The following is a 24,419-nucleotide window of genomic DNA, read 5'->3' as shown; positions in this document are numbered from 1 at the left end:
AATTCAAGCTATTTTTGAACCATTACATATGTTGTAAAGTAGGCTTTCGATTTGTAGCAATACCCACTACTGATTAAAGTTTCACTTGATTAGTGCCAATTAGCCCATTTCGTATTCAGCATCTTTCTTTCTTCTTCTGAAATTATATTATCTTTATACCAAGGTAAATGTTGACACGTAAAATTATCAGCGACCCTTACAGCATTATAAAATCCGTTACTAATAAATTTTTTATTGTAAACAGCAAAAGTCGTATCAATCCCAGCGTTGAAAACTTTAGGGTTATCGTATTTAGTTATAGGAAAAAGCCAATACTGCATTTCCCATTCTGTTATTGTACATTCCTCATTTGACATGAGATCCCAGTTGAAATTAGGCGTAGGCATAATGTCTAAAGCAAGACCCGCTTTAAAGAGTGAAAGCTCAATTGTTAATTGCTTTAAATACTCTAAAAAGTTATCTGGCATTTTTTCATTAAAAGCTAAATCGGGATCAGTTACAGCAAAAAAATCTGGAAGTAAATCGAAGAAACAAGGAGCTGCAAAAAAACGCGGTCCATAGTTTTCGGTGTTTTTAACTAAATTATATTTAGTTGATATTTGCTCATAAAATGTAAGTAGAGCAGGAGCGGTTGAATTATTATCCCAAATCCATATATCTTCATTTTTTATCTTCTTGTTTTCTAATTGTTTTAACATATTTTTTACATAAGTCAAATTGTTGAAGGCGATCACTATTATAGGAATGTTTGAATTATATTTTAAGTTTGCTATATTAGAGCGACTTAGTTCGTTTTTGCATTCGAACATGATTTGTAACACCTCCGAGAAAGAAAATAAAACAAACTAGATTAGAAGCAACATTTTAATATATGCGTAAGTAAGAGAAAGGGAGTCGGTGTGTCGCCTATATGTAAAAGTCGGTATCACGTATTAATCGCTCGTAAAAGTCCAATTGATGCGGGTAAATAATCAGGGGAGGATGGACAAAAACCCAATACCTTATGGAAGTTATAAGGTATTGGGGTGGAATTAGATTGGTTAATAGGTAAGAGAAGAAAGATCCAAGTATTATTGTGAGTAAGATTTCTAATACGCACTGGAAAAATTGGGTGGAGTTTGATTACGAAAATTTATATTAAAAATTACAGAGTAAATCCAAATGCCGTGCTAATAAAAAAGCCGAGCCAAAGTGTTGAAACTTTAGCTCGGCTTTTTGCATTACACAACCGCAGGATTATAAATCATCGTAAAGTGTCCTTGTAATAGTTCAATATGACAAGGTGTATGAAGCGAACTTTCTCCATCTGTATCTACTTCTTTTTCTTCTTCGGTTTCAATATGAATGGATTTCGCTTTTACGTGGAAGATGTCATTTTCATTTGAGTCTTCAAATAGTTTCTTTCCGATATAATCTTTAAACGCTTGAATGCCCGTTGATTTTACGACGAAAATATCAAGTGTTCCGTCGTCGCACTTTACGTTCGGAATAAAGGACGGGATTCCGCCAAGATATTCACCGTTTCCGACCATAACAAGGACAGCTTCGTCTTCATATACTTGTCCGTCGTACGTAATTTTTACGGGGAATGTTTCAGCATTCTTTACAGTTCGAATGGTGCTTAAATAGTAACCGATTTTACCAAGCTTTGCTTTCTCTTCTGCATCAATATTGTTTGATACTTCAGAGACGAGTCCAATACCCCAGAAGTTTAAGAAGTGTAGGTCATTTGCTTTTGCGACGTCAACTGGCTTTACATGTCCTTTTGTAATGAGTTTTGCTGCTTCTGCAATGTTTTGCGGAACACCGAGTGTGCGAGAGAAGTCGTTGCAAGTTCCGCCCGGAATGATTGCAAGTGTAGGTCTAGTTTCAAGAGGTGCTAAGCCATTTGTGCATTCAAATACAGTACCGTCACCACCAAAGACGATAATTAAATCTACTTTACTAGCAAACTCTTGGCAATATTTTGTTGCATCACCTTGCTTTTTCGTATGAAGGATATGTAAGTCAGGAAAGGCTGCCGCAAGAGGTGGTACGATTTTCGTTAAGTTCGTATGTAAATCGCCTTGTCCTGCTTTCGGATTTACGATGAGGAGTACTTTTTCAAATTTTGTCTTTGTCATTTTTATTCTCTCCCTTTGTCTTTTACGAATCGTGATAGAAAATAAACTTCCACCAGTAATTGATGGAAGTTTATTCTATTATATTATTCCGTTACAACTGAAGCGATAAATGGTAAGTTACGATATTTTTCTGCGCAGTCGATACCGTAGCCAACGATAAATTCGTCTGGAATTTGGAAGCCAACATATTCAGCTTTTAAGTCCACTTTACGTCGCTCAGGTTTATCAAGTAACGTACAGAATTTCAATGCTTTCGGTTTATGCATAAAGAAGTGATCTTTTAGGAAGTGAAGTGTTAAACCAGAATCGATAATGTCTTCTACGACAATTACGTTTTTGCCAGTAATGTTTACATCGATATCCTTTAATAGTTTTACTTTTCCAGTTGTTTCTGTTTGATTTCCGTAGCTAGATGCAGAAATAAAGTCGATTGTTACATCATTTTTAATGTGACGAATTAAATCAGCAGCGAATACGAAAGATCCTTTTAATACAGCGATTACTACGATTTCTTCTCCTTCAAAGTCACGTTCGATTTGAAGTGCTAGTTCTTTTACTTTTTCTTGTAATTGTTCTTCAGAAATTAAAGTGTCTTTTATTTCAATATTCATTGGAGTCCTCCTACAGTGTAAAACTTGTGAACATTTCGACTGTAAAGGAAAGAAAGGGAAAAGTCAAAGAAGATATAAGTTTTTTACAGAAATCCCCACAAAATCATCTGATGATATGATATACTAATCATATTAAGAAAACGCTTCCATAAAGGGTGATGATAATGAAGAAGAAACAGTACACAAGTGCAACATTTATAAAAGCATTGCTTTTAACAATTGTTCTTGGCAGTTTGGCTTACATAATTGATGTACCAGCGATTCGGATTTCACTAATTGGAATGACTTTAGTATTAGGCGCAATTTCCCATGGTATGATGTCGCAGCTGCAAGAAGCTGGAGTGGATCATATGAAAGATCATATAGATGAGAAATGAGAAACCTTCACGTATAGAGAGTGAAGGTTTTTTGTTTCTTACAAAAATGTAAGGTAGTTGTAAGGCAAATCGATAGTTGCCTAGTAGTGTTTTGGATAAACTATAAGTGTAAGGTAAAAGGCAAGCATATTTTAGGTAAATTAAGTTTTAGGCACTCTATATGTGAAAAAGGAGTAGGAGGGCATGGAGAAACGTTGGACGACCTTTTCTTTTTTAGCAACTAGCAACACCGTAATGCTAGCTGGCGAAATGGATTTTTTGCACTTGTTTGATCGAGAAGACGATCATTCTTCTTCTAAATTTACAATGAAATGGAATAAATGGAGCGAAAGTTGTAGGTTGGAAGAAGAGGCCCCTAACGAAGAGCAAAAGATTATTTTGACAAACCCTATTAAAGCGTGGGTTGTTCAACGTCGTAAGTGTAACGTCAAAAATCACTTAAAGAAAACTGAGCCGAGACAATTAGTTATCGCTCCAGCCCATTCTACTTCTAAAACACGCGAAAGTAACATGTAAATATTGAGACACACACCCGAAAAGAGCATTGTATCATACAATGCTCTTTTTCTTTTGGATAAAAAGTCTTTTATCTGAGGAAAAATTTGCTATGATTATGGAGGAATCTTACATTTTATATCAAGTTCATAAATATGAGCGTAATAAAATTTAAAAAGGTGTGTGCATGATGAAAAAGTATAGTGTAATTGCAGTAGCAAGTCTGTTAGCAACAAATCTATTAACCTTTCCTTCTAGTTCCTTGGCTGAAATTGAAAATAAAACGAGAAATAGTATAGAAGTTTTACCGTATATACAGAGCAATGAGAAAAGTGAATTGCAAAAACAATTAGAGTTTGTAAAAGAGAAACAAATAGAATTAGAAAAAAGAGAAGAAATTTTAAAACAGCAAGAAGATTTATTTGTTACAGCCGACAAATTAAAACAGAAAAAAGAAGAATTGTTAAAGCAAGATGGTGAGCATAAAGTACAACTGGAAGAAATACAGCTGCAATTAGATGAGTTGAAAAAGCAGCAAGAAGAACTTGAAGGGAAGAACCCGTTACAAGTAAAGGATAGCAGTGAAGAGAAAAAAACTGCTGAAGTAAAAAAACAAGAAGAACTTGAAGAGAAGAATGTATTAGAAATAAAAGAAAGCAATAGCCAAGAAGAAATAGCTCCTGAAGAATTAGAAGAACAAAAAAAGAAAGAAGAGCTAAAGAAGCAACAAGAGGAACTACAAAAGCAGCAGGAAGAGTTGAAAAAGCAACAACTAGAATTGGGGCAGAAAGTAAAACAAGAGCTTGAACTGAAGCAAAAGGAAGAACAGGCGAAACAAGAGCTTGAACTGAAACAAAAGGAAGAACAGGTGAAACAAGAGCTTGAACTGAAACAGAAGGAAGAACAGACGAAACAAGAGCTTGAACTGAAACAAAAGGAAGAACAGGTGAAACAAGAGCTTGAACTGAAACAGAAGGAAGAACAGACGAAACAAGAACTGGAATTAAAGCAAAAAGAAGAACAAGAAAAGCGAGAAATAGAATTAAAACAAGCTATAAGTATAATGAAGGCAGCGCCACAATCATTTCCTGATGTTCCAAGTTGGGCGGAAGAGTCGGTTTATTATTTAGTTAATAAACAGGTGATTTCTGGGATGCCGGATGGGACATTTGCGCCCAGTCGTGTATTAAGTAGAGCTGAAGCAGCTACAATTATGGCGAAAGTTTTAAGGTTAGAAGTGAAAGAAGGCGAAAAGCCAACTTTTACAGACTCTCAAGAAAATTGGGCAACTCCTTATATTGCTGCAGTGGAAAAAGCAGGGGTCATTAAAGGGGAAGGAAACGGAAAATTCAATCCGGATGGTCAAATGACAAGGGCTGCTATGGCAGCGATGTTGGTCCAAGCTTATCAATTAGACAAGAAAGTTAATAATGAATTACCAACGCTCTTTATTGATGTAAAGAATCATTGGGGAGAGAAGTTCATTAATATTTTAGTAAGTATGGGTATATCGAGTGGTGTTGATGGAGAGCATTGGCAACCAGATCGATCTATTACACGTGCAGAGGCAGCGCAGCTCGTCGCAGTTACAGATAAGTCTAAAGACAATGAAGTGAAGGTTAAGAAGGTAACCATTTCAAGAAAATTCTTTACGTATAATGGACCATTTTTATCATCTGGAATTGCAAAGGAATATGGACCTGGGGAAGTAACAGTGTATGAAGAGCGAGAGGGCGGCTGGGTTAGAATTCATACCGATGCTGGTTTTAAGTGGGTTTGTTTAGTTGAAAAGAAAGTGAATATGAATAAGAACTTTTTGACATACAATGAGGCATCCTTATCCTCTGGTATTTCAGGAGAGTATGCTCCGCAAATAGTAACAGTTGTTGAAGAAAGAGGAGACAATTGGATTAAAATTTATACTGGTTTAGGCTATAAGTGGGTATGTTTAATAGAAAAAAAGGTTCAGATTGATAGAGACTTTACTACTTATGATGCTCCTGCCCGATCTGCAAATATACTAGGTTATTATGGACCACAAGCAGTAACTGTTGTAGAGGAAAGAGGAACGTGGCTTCGTATACGTACATATACAGGTTATCAATGGTTAGATACGAAAAAAGAAACGAAGTATTTATCTAAAGTATTCTTTGCTTATGATAACCCAAGCTTTATATCTCGTGTATCAGGAAAGTATGCACCGCAGACAGTAGAGGTTTATGGAGAAAGAGAAGGTGGCTGGATTCAAATTCAAACTAGTAATGGGTTAAAGTGGGTTAATGAAGGAAATATTAATCGTAGTCAAGTCATACTAAATGTCCCGTCACTGTATCAATTCCCAGAATTGAATAATGGATGCGAAGTCGTTTCTTTACAAATGCTTGTGGAACATCAAATTGGTCGCTCATTAAATAAAGTAGCATTTGCATTTGAAATGCCATTTGATCAAACAAAGTTAAAAAATTATAAAACATCATCACAAATTTGGGGTGACCCCGATGTAGGATTTGTAGGTGATGTAACAGGCAATACGCCAGGTTATTCTATTAATCCAGAGCCACTAAAACGTTTGTTAGATAAATATGCAAGAGGAACAAATTTAACAGGAAATGATCTTTCTGTTTTAGAGGATTATGTGAGAAATGGGAAGCCGGTAGTGACATGGGTAACTGTAGCACTAAATAATCCAAGGGCAATTACAACGTGGAAAACGCCAGCTGGAAAAACAATTTATGCGAGAATGAATACGCATGCGGTTGTTTTAACAGGTGTGGATGATAATTATGTGTACTATAATGATCCATTTTATGGGACGAAAAATGTTAAAGTGAGTAAGAGCAGCTTTGCAAGTATTTATAATCAAATGGGCAAGAAGGCTTTAAGTGTAGATTAAATGTAGAAGGTTATCCAAAGAATATTTTGGATAACCTTTTTTTCTACAACGAAATCTTTAAATGAAATATATTTCATCTGCATCTTATATTTATATCTCTTGTTTATTCTAGTGATACATCCGATGCGAAGTGATGTAAAACGTATAAAAGGAGAGATATAAAATGAAAAAGAAACTATTACCAATCTGTGCAATGGCACTGTTAACAGTAGGATATTCTTCAGTAGCAAGCGCGGATACTGGAACAGTAACAAAGGAAGAAGCGGCGCAACTGCAGCAAGATAAAGCGAAAAAAGAAGCAGCGATTAAAGAACAGCAAAAAAGTGAAGAAGAAAAAAAGAGACTAGCGCAAGAACAGTTAAAAAATGATATGGCCAAAAAAGAAGCAGTAATGAAGGACGGTCAAAAGAAAGAAGTAGCAAAGCCAGTTGTACAAGGTGAAAAATTGCCAAACACAGCATCTAATAATGGAGCGATGATGGCACTAAGCGCATGTCTTGTAGGGATCGGGACATTATTTGGTTTGAATCGTCGCAATAAAGTTAAGGCGTAAATAAAATATTGTCCTATAAAGAATGGAATAATTTCATATATTAAAAATGGTAGGTTATTCCTACCATTTTTGGCATGGAGGGATGAAACATGAAGTTACTCAATTATATCGGTATTATATTGATGGCCATAGGACTATTCATGGGATCATATTACGCTATGGAATGGTATAAAGGGAAAAGCTCTGCCGGGCAATTAACGAAAGAAGAACTAAAGAGCCTTGAAAATATACAACATAATCAACTTTCTTACGAAACACCTGTAACTTCCCAAGTACCTTCATCTCAAACAGAACATAAAGAAGGGGAAAAGGTTGCACTATTAAATATACCGAAAATAAAGAAGAAGTTTTCTATATACTGGGGAGCGGATGAGGCAACGCTGAAAAAAGGAGTTGGAATGTTCGTTAGTGATGTAACGACAACGCCATCTGGAGGGGGACATACTGTACTGAGTGGGCACCGGGACACGGTATTTACAGATTTAGGAGAGTTAAAAGAAAAAGACACTCTTGTTTTAGAGTATGATAATAAAACGTACACATACGAAATTCAAAAGGTATGGATTACCCATGCGGATGATCGTACTGTTATTATAAAAAAAGAAGAACCGATATTAACACTGACGACTTGCTATCCGTTTGATTATATAGGGGATGCACCAGATAGATATATTATCGAGGCGAAGTTAAAGGCTAGTTATTCGAAATGAAGTTGTAGTTTTTGAAAGTGAAAGGGGGATATATGAGTTATGTCAAAAAATATTTTAATTGTGGAAGATGAAGATATTTTGCGTGAAATATTAAAGGATTATTTTTTGAGTGAGCAATATATAGTTTTTGAAGCAAGAGATGGGAAAGAAGCTTTAGTTGTATTTGAGGAAGAAGAGGTTGATTTAGTTATTTTAGATATTATGTTGCCGGAACTTGATGGATGGTCTGTTTGCCGAAGAATTCGTAAAACATCCGAGGTTCCTATTATTATGCTAACAGCTCGTGTTGATGAAGATGATACGTTACTTGGATTTGAGCTTGGAGCAGATGACTATGTGACGAAGCCGTATAGCCCACCAATTTTATTAGCAAGAGCGAAAAGGTTATTAGAAAGTAGAAAAGTAACAAAGCAACTGCTAGAGAATGAAGATGATACATTATCCATCCACGGTATTCACGTCCACTTCCCGTCTCGTACTGTTACGATAAATAGAACCGACATTAATTTAACACATACAGAGTTTGAAATATTAGCGTATTTTATGAAAAATCAAGGGATTGTTTTAACACGAGAGCAATTAATTTCAAGAATTTGGGGATACGAATTTGCCGGTGATGATCGAACGGTTAATAGTCATATTCGTAATTTGCGAAATAAATTAGGAGAGAAAGCGAAGTACATTACAACTGTAGTACGAACGGGGTATAAATTTGAGGGGAATGTATGAGAAAAGGGATTGTTCTCAAATTATTTACTCTCACAACAGCATTGTGCATGTTAATTTTAGCGACGATATTTATTGGACAAACGATATTTTTTAAACAATATTATGCGAATCGAAAAGTAGAAGATATTAAAGTGAATTTAAATTTCTTTGAGAAGAATTATTTGAATTATGCAGGAAGTGCAGAAGGATTTCAGAAGCTGGAACAAGACTTTTTTAGAGAAAATAATACGTGGATTACGGCATTAGATCAGAATGGAAATTTAAAACATGCGGATGATTTTTATGTAGAGGTTACTTTAGACCGTAGTGCAGAGAAAGAGTTTGGAAAAAAGGTAATTAAGATGCCTTTGTACTATCTCATGAGTATAGATGAAATAGAAGGTGGGACACTTCCTAAGTTGGAAGGGCGGTCAGTCTTTTTTTATGGACTAAAAAGAGACGATAGCTTCATCATATGTTATGTAAGTGTAGAAGGTATGAATTTGAGTTGGCTGAATAAACCGCTAGGTAAAAAATTAGCTGCAAAAGAAATTCATATGCGTGATGGACAGCCAAAAGTTGCTCAAGAGTCTAGCACTGTGGAAAGAAAAAAAGTTGCTGGAATTATGAGTGCTGAGGAACAGAAGATGGCGGCTCAAAATTCGGACTTTAATCTAACGGGGAAAATTACGAAAGTACAATTTCCTGATGTAAAAGGGCCTATAAATCCAATTTATAAAAATAATCTATTTTTGGATAATATAAAGGGATTTCAAGCTGAATTATTATTAAAAGAAGGTAAACAAATACAAGATGCAACACGAATAATGGATTATGAAAAGAATGATATAAAATATAAATTATTAATGAAACCAATAACAGAAAGAGATGGATCAGTTACATATATATATGCAATGGCTTCTTTACAGCCTGTAGATGAAGCTGTACAAATGGTGCAAGATTACTATATCTACATCATTGCATTTGTAGTCGTTCTCATTTTTCTAGCTTCGTTCTATTACTCTAAACAAATTGCAAAGCCGTTATTAAAAATAAATGATACAACGAAGAAAATAGCGCATTTAGATTTCACAGAACAAATACCGATTATTTCAAAAGATGAAATTGGGGATTTATCGAAAAATATTAATGTATTATCCAATAAACTCCATTCCCATATTGGACAGCTAGAACAAGATATTGAAAAGGAAAGAAAGTTAGAAAATACGCGGAAAGAATTTATTTCTGGTGTTTCGCATGAATTAAAAACACCGCTGAGTATTATGAAAAGCTGTATTTCTATATTAAAAGATGGAGTAGCTGAACATAAAAAAGAGTACTATTTTCAAGCGATGGAACGAGAAGTAGATAAAATGGATACGTTAATTTTGGATATGCTTGAGTTAGCTAAATTTGAGTCAGGTACATATAAAATGAAAAAGGATGCATTTTATATTGATGCGGTAATTGAAGATATATGTGAACACCTTTCTGTGGACATAGAGAAAAAAGAGCTTCATGTGCATAAAAATATATGCTCATTTGAAGTAGTCGCAAATCAGAATCGGATTGAACAAGTCATCGTGAACTTCATTACGAATGCTATACGTTACACACCAAATAAAGAGGATATTGTTATTTCTACAATAGATGAGAAGGATCGTATCAAAGTGTGTATTGAAAATAAAGGTACTCACATTGAAGAAGAGCAATTAGATAAAATTTGGGATCGTTTTTATCGCGTGGATGCAGCTCGCAAGCGTTCGCAAGGTGGAACGGGGCTTGGGCTTGCTATTTCTAAAAATATTTTAGAATTACACGATGCTGAATATGGAGTAAAGAATACAGAAGACGGTGTATTATTTTACTTCTACTTACCAAAAAAAGCGTAGATGATGCATGCTATGCTTTTTTTAATTTATTTTCATATTATCTTTACCTAATCTTTATTTTTAAACGATATAATCTGGGTAGAAAATGAGGTTATGTAAGGAGTCGATGAACCGTGCATAGCAATTGGCTAAGTATAATGGTATTTATTTTCTTTTGTGCATTTATTGTATTTTTAATTGATATTACGATATGAAAAAAAGAGCGCTCATTAAGCGCTCTTTTTCTTCGAGTTCAGTTGATAAGCATTGATGCTTTTGAATAAACGTGGTGAAGTAAGAAATAAAAAGATAAGTAAAACGGTACATAGAATATAGGAACCAATCATTACACTACCGTTTACAATTAATGAATATAGAACTGCTGATTGACCTTTCGGTGCATATTGTCCCCAGAAAATAATACCAGCGATAAAGTGACAGAAATAGCGAGCAAAGCTACCAACAAATGTAGCAAGAATAATGTAACCAATAACTTTCTTTCCTTCGTTTTTCTTTTGTGAAGGTTTGTCTTTACGGCTACCTAAATTGGATTGTTCTAAGCTATTTTCATTGGATGTTAAAAGTGCTTTTTGAATTGGACGATAGAATAAACCGGCAAATCCAATGAATGCGAAAGCAACGAAGTATTCAATTAGTACTTGAATTGGTGTGACGATAATGGCATCGCCTACGACAATTTGTAATAATCCCCAAATTAAGCCTCCTAAGAAAGCCATCTTGAAGCCCCAGCGGTATGCGATAATAAAAATAGGAATCATAGCGAATGAAATGGAACCGCCTGTTGGAAGTTTGATTGATATTGGTAAAATGTCGATGACCAAGGCGAAGGCTGCAAGAATTGCAGATTCGATCATCGCTTGTAAATTGGTGTTACGCATGTTGTCTCCCCCTAAATCCAAGTTGTACAAAAAAGAATAGATATCATAGGAGGATACGAAATACGTAAATAAAAAAGAGGTATGTATTTCGGACGTTTGCACAATCCCTGCGTTAGCATTAACTAACAGGTTCGAAGGGTCGGAACGAAGTGTTCCCTCTCAGCGGCATGGCTCCCCCTGTGATAACGAGATTCTTTATTTGTTATTGTTTATTGTAAGCGAAATGGATGAGAATGGCAAATGAATACAGTATGACAATGATTGAAATAGAATTGTAGCGAAATGTTAATAAATATGAAGCAAAAGGGTATAGTCCAATTGAAATAGAGTATGATATAATTTTTCTGAAAATAATTATCATTCTCTTCTGAGGGGGAAGGTTATGAGCTTAGTAGATATTAAAATTGGCGAGAAAGTGTTAGTAAAAAGTATTCAGTCTTTAGATCAGTTATTAAAGCGCAGACTAGCTGCTTTCGGCCTCGCGGAAGGAAGCGAACTTCGCATGAAGCAGAAAGCGATGTTCAAAGGTCCTTGTACATTGGAGTGTCGTGGACAGTTAATTAGTATTCGTCATTGTGACGCGAAAATGATAAAGGTGGAATTAGCGTGAATAAGGTAGCTTTGCTAGGGAATCCGAATACAGGGAAGACATCGTTATTTAATGCACTTACTGGTTCTTATGAGTATGTAGGAAACTGGAGCGGTGTAACAGTAGAAAAAAAGGTTGGTAAATTAAAAGATAAGCAAGGAACATTAATTGATTTACCAGGCGTTTATGATTTAAATCCAGTTTCGCGTGATGAAGGTGTTGTTACGAATTTTCTACTAACAGACGAATTTCATCATATGTTAAATATAGTGGATTCTTCGCAATTCGAGCGAAATATGCACTTAACATTGCAATTGCTTGAATTTGGTAAACCGGTTTCGATTGGTTTAAATATGGTTGATGTGGCGAAGCAAAGAGGAATTGTAATTGATGTAAAACGGTTATCAGAACTATTGGGTGTAACAGTTGTTCCGGTTATTGCAAGAAGCGGAAAAGGCTGTGAAGAATTACTTGCGACTCTTAAAGAAAATGACAAAAAAGAGAAAAAGCCATTCATTATTTCATATGGTGTACAAATGGATGAAGGAATTGGAGAGGTAATAGCTCTTTTAGAGACAGCGAATTATAAGCATCCAAGATGGTTAACCCTTCAATTTTTAAGCAATAACGAAGTAGTAGAAAAAGAAATGAAAGCATTACCAATTTATAAGGAACTTGTAGCCATTCGATCTCGCTTAGAAGGAAAACTTGATTGTACGTTGGAAGAGCACATTTACAAAACTCGTGAAGCGTATATTGAAAAGTTAAAAACAAATGTTATGCAACATGAGAAAGAAGGAAAAATTCCTTTTTCGGAAAAAATTGATAGATTAATTACACATAAAATTTTAGGGCTTCCAATCTTTTTAGCAGTTATGTTTTTTATTTTTCAGGTTACGTTTACGTGGATTGGTACACCTTTATCGGATATGTTAGATGAGTTTTTTGGTGGACAGCTTACGGATTGGGTAACAGCTGGGCTCACAAGTGTTGGAGCTTCTGATTTTATTCAAGCACTCGTTACAGAAGGTATTATTGCTGGTGTTGGTGCGGTATTGGTATTCGTTCCACAAATCTTTGCACTATTCTTTTTCATTTCATTGTTAGAAGACTCAGGATATATGGCGCGAATTGCAGTTGTGATGGATAGAATTATGGAGTTCTTCGGTTTAAACGGAAAAGCGTTCATTCCGATGATTATCGGTTTTGGATGTAATGTTCCAGGTATTATGGCAGCGAGAACGATTGAACAAGAAAAAGAACGTTTACTTACAGTTCTTGTAACACCATTTATGTCTTGTTCGGCACGTTTACCTGTATATGCATTATTTGCGGGAGTATTCTTCCCTAATAGTCAGGCAACTGTTGTATTTTCTTTATATATTGCAGGTATTGTTCTTGCATTACTCGTTACAAAAATTATGTCTCTTACAATTTTAAAAGCGGAAAAGTCTATTTTCGTCATTGAACTACCCCCTTACCGCGTGCCACAAGCGAAAACGTTATGGTTAAGCACGTGGGAGAAAGGGAAAGGATTTGTTCGTAAAGCAGGTACATTCATCTTCGGTGGTTCTGTTGTCATTTGGTTATTAAACTATGCAGGTCCATCAGGATTTGGTGTTGATATGGGAGATAGTTACTTAGCAATGATTGGTGGGTTTATCGCACCACTATTTGCACCACTCGGCTTTGGAACATGGCAAGCCGGGGCATCCCTGTTAACAGGGTTTTTGGCGAAAGAAGTTGTCGTTTCTACAATGGCAATTATTTATGCGGTGAAAGAAGATGTGCTAGGAAATGTAATGGGAGCACACTATACTGCGCTATCAGCATATGCATTTATGTTCTTTGTTTTATTATATGTTCCGTGTTTAGCGACAGTAGCCGTTATTAAACGTGAAACAGGGTCAGCGAAGTGGACGATTTTCTCTGTCGTTTATCCACTTGTTGTTGCTTATATATTAACGCTCATTATATACCAAGTTGGATCCTTACTCGGATTCTAGAAGGAGATGTATTAGGGTGATGGTCAATATTATAATTGGAGCTATCATTTTTGGTTATGCAGCATACACATTAGTTAATTTTGTAAAGAGAAGTAAAAAAGGAAAATGCGCAGCATGTTCTTTAAATAAGTCATGTCAGTCGCAAACTTGTAGTCCGGATATGGAGCACATTGCTCATAAATAGAAAAAAGCTTTGCGAATTTCGCAAAGCTTTTTTTGTTTTACTTTTTAATTTTTACAAGTTGAGAAGCTTCTACACCATTTGCTCCAGGTAGCTCTTTGCTTGGGTCTTTATCAAATTTCAAAATACCTACAGATTTTTCTTCGCCTTTTACATTTACATATGTTGCATCATCAACGATAGCAAACATGTCTGCATAAGAACGGCCATCACCGATAATTGTGTTGCCTTCATATTTTAATTTCGCTCCATCAAGCGTAGCATTTTCTACCTTCTCTTTTGCAAATAGCACGCCTTCTTCTGCTGTTACAGTTGGTAATTTATCGATCGCCTTTGTATCATCATTTTTACCGACTTTTTTAAGTAGCTCTTTCTTAACAAGTTCATCACCAGTTTTCTTATCCATTACAAGAACTTTTTTACCTTCTAATGTAGTCATTTTCATTTTATAGAAGTCTTTTTCTTTTACTTCTTTTTTATTTTGATCTGTAATTTTTTGAACTTGCTCTTCGGATCCGTATAATACTAATCCGTTCGCTTTCTCTCCTAATAAAGAACAACCTGATAATGCTCCAAGTGAAATTGCTGCTGCTAATCCAATTCCTATTAATTTTTTCATGATGATTTCTCCTTTTATATGTTTTATAGTCAATACATTTTTTGTATTAGTTTTGAAATGATGAGAAGCTTGTTTGTTGCTTCTGGTATTAGTGTATAAGAAATGTTGAAACGTAACTATCGAGTTAGCTTACAGTAACATTACAATCATGTAATTTAGTGAAAGTGCATAAAAATAAGTCAATTCTAAAGAGAATGAATGAGAATATATTAGGAATACAATGTTTTATATGGAATGTCATATTATATTGGCTGTATTTTGGAAATAACATGTAAGGACATCTTAGTTTTGTTATAATAAACACATAGGTTGTAAAAAATGAATATTCTTTACTGTAAAGGGAGATTTTTCAGTTTTCCAAGTAGTGAATTTGAAATATGAGGTATATCATAGGAGGAATTTGGATGTCTGTATTTAAACGATTAAGAGATTTAACTATGTCGAATGTGTATTCATTAATTGAAAAAGCGGAAGATCCAGTTAAGATGACGGATCAATATTTACGCGATATGCAAGCTGATGTACAAGAAGCTGAGAAAAGTGTAGCAGCTCAAATCGCACTTGAGAAGAAATTCAAAATATTATTTGAAGAGCAAGAAGCACTTGTGAAAAAACGTGAAGAGCAAGCTCATATGGCTGTTCAAGCAAGCAATCTTGACCTTGCGCGTCGTGCTCTTGAAGAAAAACAAAACGCAGAACAAAAAATGAATGAATATAAAGCAAGCTATGAGCAAAATAAAGCTGCTGCTGATAATCTTCGCCTGAAGCTAGAAGAAATGCGTAAGCAATTAACAGAGCTGAAAAATAAACGTGAAACACTTGTAGCACGTGTAAATGCAGCGAAAGCACAAAAGAATATTAATCAGGCGATGTCTGGATTTGATTCAAATTCAGCAAAAGCTGGTTTAAGCCGTATGGAAGAGAAAGCTCTTCAATTAGAAGCTGAAGCAGAAGCGAGCGGCGAAGTGTATAAAAAAGAAAAGTCATTAGATGATGAATTCGCAAGCTTAAACAAAAATTCTGCTGTTGACGATGAATTAGCTCGTATTATGAAGCAGTATGAGAAATAATATAGAATAGACAAAGAAACCGACATGTCTGAATAGAATTCATGTCGGTTTTCTATTATTTTTTAGAGGAGGTTTTGCAATGACATGGACAAATGTGTTAGCCATGCTTGTATGGACTGGAGCAAGTGCAGTACTTTTATTTGCAATTATGTGGGTTGATTCAATTTTTACGAAATACAATGATTTAAAAGAAATAAAGAGTGGGAACACAGCTGTAACAACGCGTTTCGTTATGAAATTATTCGCACAAGGGTACATTTTATCTCAATCCATAACGAAAGCAAACGACTTATGGCAAGCACTACTTGCATCAGCAGTTTCTTTCGTTATTTTATTAGTGGTAGAAATGTTTATCGAATTTGTGTTAAAGAAAATGGCTGGTTTAGATTTAGAAGAAGGTACGAAAGAAGGCAGTGTTGCACATGCGATGTTGGCCGGATCATTACATATCGTTGGTGCACTTATTTTAGGTGCTTGTTTATAAAGAGAGAAGGAGGGATAAATCATGAGTTTATTTAAACGAATTAAAAATATAATGAAGAGCCCAGAGCCGCCGAAACCAGAGAAAAGTTTGTTAACGTTAGCTCCTGGCGATATGATTGAAGTTTCATTAGTTATGTACGAATTAATTGGGAAAACGAGTATGCATTCTCGTAAAGAAATTGTTTTAACGCTGCAAGACGGGAAAGATATTCGTTATTTAAAAATTGAAGACCGTGAAAATACGTATTACAAATTATATACACCCATTGATGGTCGCTTAGATTCGATTGATGAAATTCCGACGACAATTGAAATGGATGATACAGAGTACCATATGGAAGAGCAATATAACGGACGTGTTGTTGTGATGGGGAAAACACCATTCTCTGCTTCAGAGGAACAGCATGTATGGGAATTCCAATCCGATAACCGAAAATTATTGCGTATTGAATGGCAAAATGGTCGCACAATGATGTATGAGGGAGAAGCAATTATTCCTGCTGATGTACAAATTATAAGAGCAACGTAAGGGGGCGTAATCATGTCAAACCGATTGTTTACCATGATTAAATCGTTCGTGATCCCTATACTTGCTATCGTTACATTACTTGTAGTTGCTGGATATGCCTTATCAGGTTGTCAAGGTGGACAGACAAAGTCGATTCAAGATCGTTATCCACTTGAGTCTGTTGCAAAAGAAGGTAAACAAGAATCTTACGTGTATAGGGCCGCCAATCGGTCAGTTCCTGAAGTCGCGAAGGAACTTATAGCCGAAAGGAAACCGAAGCAAGCATCTAAAGAAGACGAAAATCAAATGTTCCTCGTTTATTCTGACAAAATGTATAATTTGCAAAAGGATAAAGAGAAACCATCTGATACATTAATTGAAGTAAGCAATGAAGAATTTGTCCGTCAAAATTACCAACCATCCTTCCTGCAAGGATATATTATGGGAAGCATATTAAACGATATATTCGGTTCAAAAAGATCATCATCCGGTGATTACCGAGGATATAATGACAGACAAAATCATCAACCAGTTATTCCAGAAAGACCACCTACGAAAGAGGAAAAGAAAACCCCACCTCCAATTACGAAGGAAGGGAAAGGATCTATCATTAAGCGAGGCGATAATGTAGATTCGAAATCTTCTGTAGGAGATACAGGAAGTATTACGAAAAAAGGAAGTAGCACCCCTCCGCCGTCTACTGGAAGTAAAGGGACAATTACGAAAACACCAGGTGGCTCGAGCGGATCAGATGTGAAGCCAAAATCATCTATTAAAACGCCACCAAAGAATACATCTCCCCCAAAAACGAGGGTTGGTGGTTCAGGAAAGATTACGAAGAGAAGGTAGTTATAGAGACCGAAAAGTGGAATTTGCTTTTCGGTCTTTTTATTATGGGAATTAATTCCTTTTAGCTGGTACAATTAAGTTATAAGGAGGAGATTATTATGACTCTATATAAAAGGTTTAGTTTGATTATGTTCCTCGTCTTATTTCTCAGTTTGTTTATTAGCACAATGATGAAATTTCACTTTGTAGTAGGTATTCTATGGATATTATGTACATGCACTCTCTTTCTATATGTTCCGCTTCGCTTCCAACATGAAGTGCCTGCCTTTCAAAAATATGTAGCATGGATTCAGAGAGGAGGAAGATGGGGAGAGTAAAAATATATCAGTGATTATTAAAATATATCGACCGCAACTTAATAATAAGAAGAGGGTGTGCCAAATTGTTGGCACACCCTCTTTATTCATAATGATTAATGAATATCACGTTTCTTAAAGTTACCGCCTTTTACTTCTGCTACGTCATAAACTGTAATAAAGGCATTTGGATCGATTTCATTAATTAGATCCTTCATTTTACTTTCTTCTAAACGGTTAATTACACAAGAAATTTCTTTGAATTTCTCTCTTGAATAACCACCATATACTTCGTTATACGTTGCGCTTCGGCCTAAACGATCACGAATTGTTTCTACCATTAATTCAGGCTCTTTCGTAATGATTTTAAATGCTTTTGAACCACTTAAACCAACTTCAACGATATGAATCACTTTCGAAGCGATAAAGTAAGCAATTGCCGAAAGGATAGCTCCTTGAAGGCCGAATACTGTTGATACGAAAATAAATACGAACATGTTTAAGAATAAAATAAGGTCACTTGTTCCAAATGGTAATTTACGAGAAAGTAATACAGCTAGCATATCGATTCCATCTAACGCGCCGCCGTTACGTAATGCTAGTCCCATACCGAAACCAATAATAATACCACCAACAACTGTAACAAGTAATGTATCACCTTCAATAATAGCTGGTATTCCGTGCATGACAACGGTACCGATTGCTAATGAAGCGATCCCGATAATAGAATAAATTGCAAAGCTTTTACCTATTTGTTTATATCCTAACCAAACGAAAGGAATGTTAATAACTGCGATTAGTGCTCCTAATGGCAATCCAAATAATCTTGAACTAACGATACTTAAACCAGTCACACCACCGTCGGATACGTTATTTGGAATTAATACCGCTTCTAATCCGTATGCTGTGATAAATGCCCCAATAATAATCATCAAAGCTTTTGAAGCGATTTTTAGCTTATTGGGCTTGTTTTTGATAATTTTCTCCATGTAATTTCCTCGTTTCAGACTAGTTTCTTATTTGTTACGTAATTCACACCTACATTTTATTTTAACATTTTATTTGAAAAAATTCTCCTTTAATGGATGTATGCAGGGAATATTATCACCATATTATCTTTAAAATATTTTTGAAATCAGTATAAGAAATCCCATCCTTTCAAAGGATGGGAGATTATTAAGAAATGATAAAACTAAGTACGGATAGGAGTAAAAAGAATCCCAAAATAGACCCGCAAACTTTCATATGACGTTTACGTCCCATCACAACAATTGCAACATATTCACGAATCATTGCATTAGGCCAGTAATAAAATGCAGTTTTTGATCCGATTCCTTGGCTATTAAGCCCCGCTTGTCGTGCATATATACCAGCGCGGAAAAGGTGGAAATTATTCGTTGTAAAAATACTTCTATACTTACCTTCAGGTTTTAAAGAATCCATAATTTGTTTAGAGAAAGACATATTTTGATATGTGTTTACAGAGCGATTTTCTTGCACTGTATGTTCAAGTGGAATTCCTTTTTCAATCGCATAATTTTGCATCGCTTCTGCCTCTGGGAGGCCTTCATCTGGACCTTGTCCACCAGAGAAAATGATTGTTGGTGGTGTATTTACAGCGGCTTGTTTCCAGTAAAAGTCGATTGCTTTATTAATACGACTTGCAAGTAAAGGTGGTACTTTATCATTAATTAAGCCACTACCAAGAACGATGATGAAATCTTGATTACGCCTTGGTCTGTTGAATTGATATAGAAAATAAGCGCTTAAGAAATTAGATAAGTGTATAAAGAAATATACGGTTATAAGAGAAATTCCAACAAAGATAGGTTGGAAATGTGGTGAGAACAAACTTGCTGGATTTAGGATAGGGATTAACATCAAGAATAAAATCCCTAAAGCAGCAATAAGTGTTAAACAGTTAGTAAAGCGTCTGCCTTCTCGTTGCATTAAGATTCTCGCATTAAGAAATAACCCAAACATTAAAGCAACAACACCGAAAGGAATCAGAACGATAAGTGCTAAGGTAGGTAAAAATATAATATAGCGTAGAATATCACTATCAGAGTAATAGGATGCAATCATGCAAAAAACAAGGAAAAAACAGAAAAAGGCATTAAATAAAAAGCCGTTTATTATTTTTCGTGGATCTTTTAAGTAAGAGATAAGAAAAATAATAAACAATATAAGAGGAATAATTCCAAAATACATAAGTAGTGTACACCCCAATTTGTATAATAATTTGACATACCTTTTATATTACATGATTTTATAATTGAAAATGAAAGGAAAGATGATTTCGAATTTTCTCAATAATATATAAAGATACGTATGTTAAAATGTATGTAAGGCGATATATTAAAAGTAAAATGGTTGAAGAGGCACTCGATGGAGTGTCTTTTCTTTTTGGTATGTAATTATGCATATTATATTTATTTTCAAGTGAAGAGGATTAAAATATAAGTGGTAGGCAGACTATATAAAGCAGAATTGTAGACAAACATTTCCCTCTACTTTTTGTATCTAACAATCGTATAACAATAAAAAATTCTGTTTTATAGTGTTTGTTTATGAAAGGTGTCTTCTTTGAAGGCACCTTTATGTTGTTTTATGCAGGTACTTTTCACTGTTGATATAGTGGAAAGTATCTATACTAAACATTAGCAATCTTCCGTATAAATATTATCAATTTACTATATATTCCAGTGGTGTTAACCTACATATGAAAGGCTTTCTTTTTCAAAATATTACCCCTAATAAATTTTTGAAGAAGTCAACTGTCTCCAAAATTGCCATTCATGCTTAGCAAAAAAGAATCCTGCTGGATTCTTTTTTGTGTTCGACATAATTTGACAAAATACATTTAAATAATTTGTTATATTGTTAAATGGTTATTATCGGAAAAAGAAGGAGACTTAAATATGGGATTTAAAAAATTAATTTTAACAGGTGCAATTGTTGCAACTACAGCATTTACTTCAATTGGAACAGCGCAGGCAAGTGCAAATTTTAAAGATGTTCCAAACAATCATTGGTCTTATAAAGCGATTATGGATTTAGCAAATAAAAACGTTGTTGCTGGATATGGAAATGGGATTTTTGGATTTGGTGATGATGTAACACGTGAGCAAGTTGCAGCTCTTATGTTCCGTCATTTAAAACCGACAGTAAAAGAACAGTATAACAATCCGTATAATGATGTTACGGATCGTTCAACTATGTTTAAAAAAGAGATTCTTGCTTTAACAGAGATGGGTGTATTCGTTGGAGATAACACAGGGAAATTTAGACCGAAAGATGCGTTAACTCGTGAAGAGATGGCACAAATTTTGACAAGGGGATTCCAATTGCAAATAAGAGGCGATCATAATTTCCCGGATGTAGATAGAAATGGATGGGCGAATCCTGCGATTACTGCAATTAAATCAAATTATATTACGGCTGGAACTGGTGATGGTACATTCGCACCTAAAATGCATGTAAGTCGTGAGCAATACGTTCAGTTCTTATATAATGCAACGCTACCATTTGAAGAAAGACCAGGAGCAAAACAACCACAACCAGAAGTGAAGCCAGAAGTAAAACCTGATTCGAAACGTTTTGCTAACTGTAAAGAAGCAAACGATGCTGGATATTATGACATTACAAGAGACAGCCCGTATTATGGTAAGCATTTAGATCGTGATGGCGATGGAATTGCTTGTGAAAAAAAGAAAAAAGGTAAATAAGAAAAAGCACTCAAGCTGAGTGCTTTTTCTTATGGAAACATGCTATTTTTTTAGGCGCCTTTCATAAAATAAAAGTAACGAAATGAAAGTAGGTGACAAAATGCCGTCAATTGTGGAAGGTGTTATAATTGAAAATTGTAACGGAACAATTAACTTAGGTGATAAATATAACGTGCAGCCAATTGAAAAAACGAAAGCTTATAATGGAGCGGGATCATCCAATACAGGAAAAAAAGTACAAACATTTAGTGGTATTAGTACAACGGATGTAGGAGATAACGATGTGTATGATCAAGTAATCCAATCTACGTTATAATTTTTATATGCAAAATTGCATAAAGTAACATGTTTGTCCTGTGCTACAATCTAGCTGTGAGCTGTTAATGATTCTTCTGTATTATAGTTGTTAGATTAGAAATATAACATCTTATCAAAAATCATACGTAAAAAAGACACTTCAAACGAAGTGTCTTTTTTTATTTTAGTGATACCCTTTAGCAGAGTCTTTATGAATTTTATTTTTAAAGATACTGTAGCTCCAAAGTTGATATCCAATAACAATTGGTACCATAACCATTGCAACGAAGAACATAATTTTTAAGTTTAATTGACTACCTGCTGCGTTGTATAACGTTGTGCTGTATGCATCGTTAATACGTGACGGTAACATTCTTGGGAACATGCCTGCAAAGCCAGTTGTCATAAACATCGCGATTGTTAAGCAAACGAATGTGAAGGCAAGACCAATTTTATGTTTGTACACCATAATAAGTGCGAGTACACTCATTAACATAGCGAGTACTGGAAGAATGAATAGTACCGGATACTCTGTGAAGTTTTGGAATAAATTTGTACGATTTGCAGTTGCTACATAGAAAATAGCTAAAATGATAGCAGCTGCCATTGAAAATGGTCTTGCAATTTTATAAGCACGATCAGATACTTCACCAGTCGTTTTGATCATAACCCAAAGGGCACCAGATACGACGAATATAGCAGTGAAGAACAGGCCACCTAAAATACCGTAATGATTTAGTAAGCTAAGTAAATTTCCTTCATAACCATTTTGTCCAATTTGTAGTCCGTAATAAAGGTTAGCGAACGTAACTCCGAATAAGAAGGCGATTAGGAAACTACCGATTGTAAATGCCCATTTGCAAGTTTTTTGCCAAATTGGTGAATCGTCTTTATGCATAAATTCAAGTCCGGCAGCACGAGCAAACAGTGCGAGTAATACTAAAAATAGTGGTGTATATAGGTAACTAAACATATTTGCATACGTGATTGGGAAGGCAGCAAATGTTGCACCACCAGCTGTAATTAACCATACTTCATTACCACCCCAGAATGGGCCAATTGCTTCTTGTAATTGATTTCGTTCTTGTCGGTCTTTCGTAACGAATGGAAAAATTATTCCGTTACCAAGTGCATACCCATCAAGAATGAAGTAAACTGTCCAAATTACGCCCCATAAACCGAACCAGATGATTGCGAGCATATCATGAGACATGAGCTGTACCTCCTTCAGTAGCAGGTTCTTCTAATGCAGCAGGTCCTTTTTTCGCGAACTTTAGCATTAAGTATACGTCTGCAATTAAGAGTAGAGTATAGAACAATATTAAACTAATTAATGAGAACCAAATCTGCGGAACAGATATAGGTGATACAGATTCTGCTGTACGCATTAGTTTATAAACTGTCCATGGTTGACGACCTACTTCGGCAACAATCCAACCAGCGTTAATTGCGATATATGGTAGTAAAACAGACCACATTGTAATTTTTAAATAACGTTTTGAGTTTTCTAGTTTTCCTTTTCGGTTTAAATAGAAGCCATACCAAGTTAATGCCATAAAGAACATACCAAGTGCAACCATTAAGCGGAAGCTATAGTACACGAGGTTAACGTTTGGACGATCTTCTTTCGGAATATCTTTTAAACCGACAATCTCTCCATCAAATGAGTTTGTGTAGAAGAAACTTCCTAGTTTCGGAATCGTAAGGAATTCAAAGTTCTTTTCGTTTTTCACATCAGGAATTTGAACAATCGAGAAGCCTTGTCCTTTTCCCGTTTCCCAAACTGCTTCCATCGCAGCACCTTTAGCTGGTTGATATTTAGCTGCGGATACACCAGATTGATGTCCCATAAACGGCGTAACAGTTGCGGCGAATAAACCTAACATTAAACCAAATTTGAATGATTTTTTGAAGAATTCCACTTCGTTTTTACGTAATAAATGATAGGCACTAATGGCCATAACGAAGAAAGCACCAACGATATAACAGCCAATTACAGTATGGAAGAACATGTTCCAAGCATATGGATTTGTAACAAGTGCCCAGAAATCATTTAATTCAGCGCGGCCGTTACGTACGACGTAGCCAACTGGATTTTGCATAAAGCCGTTTGCTGTAATAATCCAAAGGGCGGAAATATTTGTTCCAAGTGCAACCATCCACATACAGAAGGCACGGAACTTTGGTGAGATTTTGTCTTTACCGAATAACCATATTCCCATGAAAGTAGATTCTAAGAAGAAGGCAACGAGTGCTTCGATTGCGAGAGGGGATCCGAAAATATCTCCCATATATTTGGAGTACTCAGACCAGTTTGTTCCAAATTGGAACTCCATCGTAATCCCGGTTATAATCCCCATGACGAAGTTAATTGTAAATAATTTACCCCAGAAATTTGCCATTTTGCGGTATGTTGGATTCAATGTGCGGGCGTATTGAGTTTCCATACATGCCACTAAAATAACAAGTCCGATTGTCAAAGGTACAAATAAAAAGTGATAAAAAATAGTAATTGCAAATTGAAAACGACTCAGTAACAGAACGTCGGACATA

The 24,419-nt window shown here is 35.3% G+C and carries 26 protein-coding genes and 1 riboswitch; of the genes, 17 read left to right on the top strand and 9 right to left on the bottom strand.

Going from position 1 to position 24,419, the window contains the following annotated elements; translation table 11 throughout:
• Positions 1-89 precede the first annotated feature (89 nt).
• The 3 genes from ACHZK0_RS23545 to hpt all read right to left on the bottom strand — a co-directional run bounded on the left by ACHZK0_RS23545 (position 90) and on the right by hpt (position 2,734).
• Positions 90-809: a hypothetical protein gene (locus ACHZK0_RS23545; RefSeq protein WP_395760935.1), complete on the bottom strand. Its 720-nt coding sequence runs from the start codon at positions 807-809 to the stop codon at positions 90-92.
• Positions 810-1,220: 411 nt separating this feature from the next.
• On the bottom strand, positions 1,221-2,123 hold the full coding sequence (locus tag ACHZK0_RS23540) for a diacylglycerol/lipid kinase family protein (protein ID WP_270605937.1): 903 nt from the start codon (positions 2,121-2,123) through the stop codon (positions 1,221-1,223).
• A gap of 83 nt (positions 2,124-2,206) precedes the next feature.
• A complete protein-coding gene (gene hpt, locus ACHZK0_RS23535) occupies positions 2,207-2,734 on the bottom strand; it encodes a hypoxanthine phosphoribosyltransferase (RefSeq protein WP_001019304.1) in 528 nt (175 codons plus the stop codon).
• 161 nt (positions 2,735-2,895) lie between these two features.
• Here hpt and ACHZK0_RS23530 point away from each other — a divergent pair, with 161 nt between their 5' ends.
• The 7 genes from ACHZK0_RS23530 to ACHZK0_RS23500 all read left to right on the top strand — a co-directional run bounded on the left by ACHZK0_RS23530 (position 2,896) and on the right by ACHZK0_RS23500 (position 10,362).
• Positions 2,896-3,111 carry a hypothetical protein gene (locus ACHZK0_RS23530; protein ID WP_262740266.1) on the top strand — a complete coding sequence of 72 codons (216 nt, stop codon included), beginning with the start codon at positions 2,896-2,898 and terminating at the stop codon, positions 3,109-3,111.
• A gap of 183 nt (positions 3,112-3,294) precedes the next feature.
• Entirely contained in the window at positions 3,295-3,627 is a 333-nt protein-coding gene (locus tag ACHZK0_RS23525) for a hypothetical protein (protein ID WP_270341371.1), read from the top strand.
• Between the two features lie 166 nt (positions 3,628-3,793).
• The gene (locus tag ACHZK0_RS23520; protein ID WP_395760934.1) at positions 3,794-6,499 is read left to right on the top strand and encodes an S-layer homology domain-containing protein; all 2,706 of its coding nucleotides are present in this window, start codon (positions 3,794-3,796) and stop codon (positions 6,497-6,499) included.
• A 163-nt stretch (positions 6,500-6,662) separates the two neighbouring features.
• Entirely contained in the window at positions 6,663-7,052 is a 390-nt protein-coding gene (locus ACHZK0_RS23515; RefSeq protein ID WP_395760933.1) for an LPXTG cell wall anchor domain-containing protein, read from the top strand.
• A gap of 89 nt (positions 7,053-7,141) precedes the next feature.
• Complete coding sequence (locus tag ACHZK0_RS23510; RefSeq protein ID WP_395760932.1) at positions 7,142-7,762, top strand: class D sortase; 621 nt, start codon at positions 7,142-7,144, stop codon at positions 7,760-7,762.
• Between the two features lie 39 nt (positions 7,763-7,801).
• Complete coding sequence (locus tag ACHZK0_RS23505; protein ID WP_395760931.1) at positions 7,802-8,491, top strand: response regulator transcription factor; 690 nt, start codon at positions 7,802-7,804, stop codon at positions 8,489-8,491.
• Positions 8,488-10,362, top strand: coding sequence for a sensor histidine kinase (locus ACHZK0_RS23500; protein WP_395760930.1), 1,875 nt, complete (start codon positions 8,488-8,490; stop codon positions 10,360-10,362). Before ACHZK0_RS23505 ends, ACHZK0_RS23500 begins: the two co-directional genes overlap by 4 nt.
• Positions 10,363-10,571: 209 nt before the next feature.
• On the opposite strand, the gene thiT is transcribed toward ACHZK0_RS23500, so the two are convergent.
• The gene (gene thiT / locus ACHZK0_RS23495; protein ID WP_270341377.1) at positions 10,572-11,240 is read right to left on the bottom strand and encodes an energy-coupled thiamine transporter ThiT; all 669 of its coding nucleotides are present in this window, start codon (positions 11,238-11,240) and stop codon (positions 10,572-10,574) included.
• A gap of 86 nt (positions 11,241-11,326) precedes the next feature.
• Positions 11,327-11,428, bottom strand: a riboswitch (TPP riboswitch).
• A gap of 194 nt (positions 11,429-11,622) precedes the next feature.
• Between thiT and ACHZK0_RS23490 the strand changes: the two genes are divergently transcribed.
• Genes ACHZK0_RS23490 through ACHZK0_RS23480 form a run of 3 tightly spaced genes read left to right on the top strand, consistent with a single transcriptional unit; the run spans position 11,623 to position 14,019 of the window.
• Positions 11,623-11,850 (top strand): FeoA family protein, encoded by a 228-nt coding sequence (locus ACHZK0_RS23490; RefSeq protein ID WP_061677566.1) that lies wholly within the window; start codon positions 11,623-11,625, stop codon positions 11,848-11,850.
• On the top strand, positions 11,847-13,835 hold the full coding sequence (gene feoB / locus ACHZK0_RS23485; protein WP_270605942.1) for a ferrous iron transport protein B: 1,989 nt from the start codon (positions 11,847-11,849) through the stop codon (positions 13,833-13,835). Before ACHZK0_RS23490 ends, feoB begins: the two co-directional genes overlap by 4 nt.
• A 16-nt stretch (positions 13,836-13,851) precedes the next feature.
• The gene (locus tag ACHZK0_RS23480; protein ID WP_061677562.1) at positions 13,852-14,019 is read left to right on the top strand and encodes a FeoB-associated Cys-rich membrane protein; all 168 of its coding nucleotides are present in this window, start codon (positions 13,852-13,854) and stop codon (positions 14,017-14,019) included.
• 37 nt (positions 14,020-14,056) lie between these two features.
• Here the strand turns inward: ACHZK0_RS23480 and ACHZK0_RS23475 are convergent, their stop codons facing one another.
• A complete protein-coding gene (locus tag ACHZK0_RS23475) occupies positions 14,057-14,635 on the bottom strand; it encodes a lipoprotein BA_5634 family protein (protein ID WP_395760929.1) in 579 nt (192 codons plus the stop codon).
• Positions 14,636-15,039: 404 nt separating this feature from the next.
• On the opposite strand from ACHZK0_RS23475, the gene ACHZK0_RS23470 reads away from it, so the two are divergent.
• The 5 genes from ACHZK0_RS23470 to ACHZK0_RS23450 all read left to right on the top strand — a co-directional run bounded on the left by ACHZK0_RS23470 (position 15,040) and on the right by ACHZK0_RS23450 (position 17,862).
• Complete coding sequence (locus ACHZK0_RS23470) at positions 15,040-15,705, top strand: PspA/IM30 family protein (RefSeq protein WP_000110287.1); 666 nt, start codon at positions 15,040-15,042, stop codon at positions 15,703-15,705.
• 79 nt (positions 15,706-15,784) lie between these two features.
• On the top strand, positions 15,785-16,189 hold the full coding sequence (locus ACHZK0_RS23465) for a DUF350 domain-containing protein (RefSeq protein ID WP_061677558.1): 405 nt from the start codon (positions 15,785-15,787) through the stop codon (positions 16,187-16,189).
• Positions 16,190-16,210: 21 nt separating this feature from the next.
• Complete coding sequence (locus tag ACHZK0_RS23460) at positions 16,211-16,717, top strand: DUF4178 domain-containing protein (protein ID WP_000051744.1); 507 nt, start codon at positions 16,211-16,213, stop codon at positions 16,715-16,717.
• 12 nt (positions 16,718-16,729) lie between these two features.
• On the top strand, positions 16,730-17,545 hold the full coding sequence (locus ACHZK0_RS23455) for a DUF4247 domain-containing protein (protein ID WP_073516842.1): 816 nt from the start codon (positions 16,730-16,732) through the stop codon (positions 17,543-17,545).
• A 98-nt stretch (positions 17,546-17,643) separates the two neighbouring features.
• Entirely contained in the window at positions 17,644-17,862 is a 219-nt protein-coding gene (locus tag ACHZK0_RS23450) for a hypothetical protein (RefSeq protein WP_262740243.1), read from the top strand.
• A gap of 95 nt (positions 17,863-17,957) precedes the next feature.
• On the opposite strand, the gene ACHZK0_RS23445 is transcribed toward ACHZK0_RS23450, so the two are convergent.
• Together ACHZK0_RS23445 and ACHZK0_RS23440 are read right to left on the bottom strand one after the other, a co-directional pair.
• Positions 17,958-18,830: a YitT family protein gene (locus ACHZK0_RS23445; protein WP_097816536.1), complete on the bottom strand. Its 873-nt coding sequence runs from the start codon at positions 18,828-18,830 to the stop codon at positions 17,958-17,960.
• A gap of 187 nt (positions 18,831-19,017) precedes the next feature.
• A complete protein-coding gene (locus ACHZK0_RS23440; protein ID WP_395760928.1) occupies positions 19,018-20,052 on the bottom strand; it encodes a YdcF family protein in 1,035 nt (344 codons plus the stop codon).
• A gap of 710 nt (positions 20,053-20,762) precedes the next feature.
• Between ACHZK0_RS23440 and ACHZK0_RS23435 the strand changes: the two genes are divergently transcribed.
• The gene (locus ACHZK0_RS23435) at positions 20,763-21,569 is read left to right on the top strand and encodes an S-layer homology domain-containing protein (RefSeq protein WP_395760927.1); all 807 of its coding nucleotides are present in this window, start codon (positions 20,763-20,765) and stop codon (positions 21,567-21,569) included.
• Between the two features lie 82 nt (positions 21,570-21,651).
• Complete coding sequence (locus ACHZK0_RS23430; protein WP_270341394.1) at positions 21,652-21,885, top strand: spore germination protein; 234 nt, start codon at positions 21,652-21,654, stop codon at positions 21,883-21,885.
• A gap of 165 nt (positions 21,886-22,050) precedes the next feature.
• Here ACHZK0_RS23430 and cydB read toward each other — a convergent pair whose 3' ends face one another.
• Positions 22,051-23,079, bottom strand: a complete 1,029-nt coding sequence (gene cydB, locus ACHZK0_RS23425; RefSeq protein ID WP_395760926.1) for a cytochrome d ubiquinol oxidase subunit II — start codon at positions 23,077-23,079, stop codon at positions 22,051-22,053.
• Positions 23,069-24,418, bottom strand: a complete 1,350-nt coding sequence (gene cydA, locus ACHZK0_RS23420) for a cytochrome ubiquinol oxidase subunit I (RefSeq protein ID WP_395760925.1) — start codon at positions 24,416-24,418, stop codon at positions 23,069-23,071. Before cydA ends, cydB begins: the two co-directional genes overlap by 11 nt.
• Between the last annotated feature and the right edge of the window lies 1 nt (position 24,419).

The sequence above is a fragment of the Bacillus sp. 3G2 genome (genome assembly GCF_044324725.1).
GTDB classification, from domain to species: Bacteria; Bacillota; Bacilli; order Bacillales; family Bacillaceae_G; genus Bacillus_A; species Bacillus_A mobilis.
The sequence above is the reverse complement of the archived record's forward strand: the minus strand, read 5'-3'. Positions and strand labels throughout refer to the sequence as shown.

Excerpts from the sequence above, each read along its gene's own strand:
- ACHZK0_RS23545 (WP_395760935.1), bottom strand. The coding sequence starts at position 809 with ATGTTCGAATGCAAAAACGAACTAAGTCGCTCTAATATAGCAAACTTA.
- ACHZK0_RS23540 (WP_270605937.1), bottom strand. The coding sequence starts at position 2,123 with ATGACAAAGACAAAATTTGAAAAAGTACTCCTCATCGTAAATCCGAAA.
- hpt (WP_001019304.1), bottom strand. The coding sequence starts at position 2,734 with ATGAATATTGAAATAAAAGACACTTTAATTTCTGAAGAACAATTACAA.
- ACHZK0_RS23525 (WP_270341371.1), top strand. The coding sequence starts at position 3,295 with ATGGAGAAACGTTGGACGACCTTTTCTTTTTTAGCAACTAGCAACACC.
- ACHZK0_RS23520 (WP_395760934.1), top strand. The coding sequence starts at position 3,794 with ATGATGAAAAAGTATAGTGTAATTGCAGTAGCAAGTCTGTTAGCAACA.
- ACHZK0_RS23515 (WP_395760933.1), top strand. The coding sequence starts at position 6,663 with ATGAAAAAGAAACTATTACCAATCTGTGCAATGGCACTGTTAACAGTA.
- ACHZK0_RS23510 (WP_395760932.1), top strand. The coding sequence starts at position 7,142 with ATGAAGTTACTCAATTATATCGGTATTATATTGATGGCCATAGGACTA.
- ACHZK0_RS23505 (WP_395760931.1), top strand. The coding sequence starts at position 7,802 with ATGTCAAAAAATATTTTAATTGTGGAAGATGAAGATATTTTGCGTGAA.
- ACHZK0_RS23500 (WP_395760930.1), top strand. The coding sequence starts at position 8,488 with ATGAGAAAAGGGATTGTTCTCAAATTATTTACTCTCACAACAGCATTG.
- thiT (WP_270341377.1), bottom strand. The coding sequence starts at position 11,240 with ATGCGTAACACCAATTTACAAGCGATGATCGAATCTGCAATTCTTGCA.
- ACHZK0_RS23490 (WP_061677566.1), top strand. The coding sequence starts at position 11,623 with ATGAGCTTAGTAGATATTAAAATTGGCGAGAAAGTGTTAGTAAAAAGT.
- ACHZK0_RS23475 (WP_395760929.1), bottom strand. The coding sequence starts at position 14,635 with ATGAAAAAATTAATAGGAATTGGATTAGCAGCAGCAATTTCACTTGGA.
- ACHZK0_RS23470 (WP_000110287.1), top strand. The coding sequence starts at position 15,040 with ATGTCTGTATTTAAACGATTAAGAGATTTAACTATGTCGAATGTGTAT.
- ACHZK0_RS23465 (WP_061677558.1), top strand. The coding sequence starts at position 15,785 with ATGACATGGACAAATGTGTTAGCCATGCTTGTATGGACTGGAGCAAGT.
- ACHZK0_RS23460 (WP_000051744.1), top strand. The coding sequence starts at position 16,211 with ATGAGTTTATTTAAACGAATTAAAAATATAATGAAGAGCCCAGAGCCG.
- ACHZK0_RS23455 (WP_073516842.1), top strand. The coding sequence starts at position 16,730 with ATGTCAAACCGATTGTTTACCATGATTAAATCGTTCGTGATCCCTATA.
- ACHZK0_RS23450 (WP_262740243.1), top strand. The coding sequence starts at position 17,644 with ATGACTCTATATAAAAGGTTTAGTTTGATTATGTTCCTCGTCTTATTT.
- ACHZK0_RS23445 (WP_097816536.1), bottom strand. The coding sequence starts at position 18,830 with ATGGAGAAAATTATCAAAAACAAGCCCAATAAGCTAAAAATCGCTTCA.
- ACHZK0_RS23440 (WP_395760928.1), bottom strand. The coding sequence starts at position 20,052 with ATGTATTTTGGAATTATTCCTCTTATATTGTTTATTATTTTTCTTATC.
- ACHZK0_RS23435 (WP_395760927.1), top strand. The coding sequence starts at position 20,763 with ATGGGATTTAAAAAATTAATTTTAACAGGTGCAATTGTTGCAACTACA.
- ACHZK0_RS23430 (WP_270341394.1), top strand. The coding sequence starts at position 21,652 with ATGAAAGTAGGTGACAAAATGCCGTCAATTGTGGAAGGTGTTATAATT.
- cydB (WP_395760926.1), bottom strand. The coding sequence starts at position 23,079 with ATGTCTCATGATATGCTCGCAATCATCTGGTTCGGTTTATGGGGCGTA.
- cydA (WP_395760925.1), bottom strand. The coding sequence starts at position 24,418 with ATGTCCGACGTTCTGTTACTGAGTCGTTTTCAATTTGCAATTACTATT.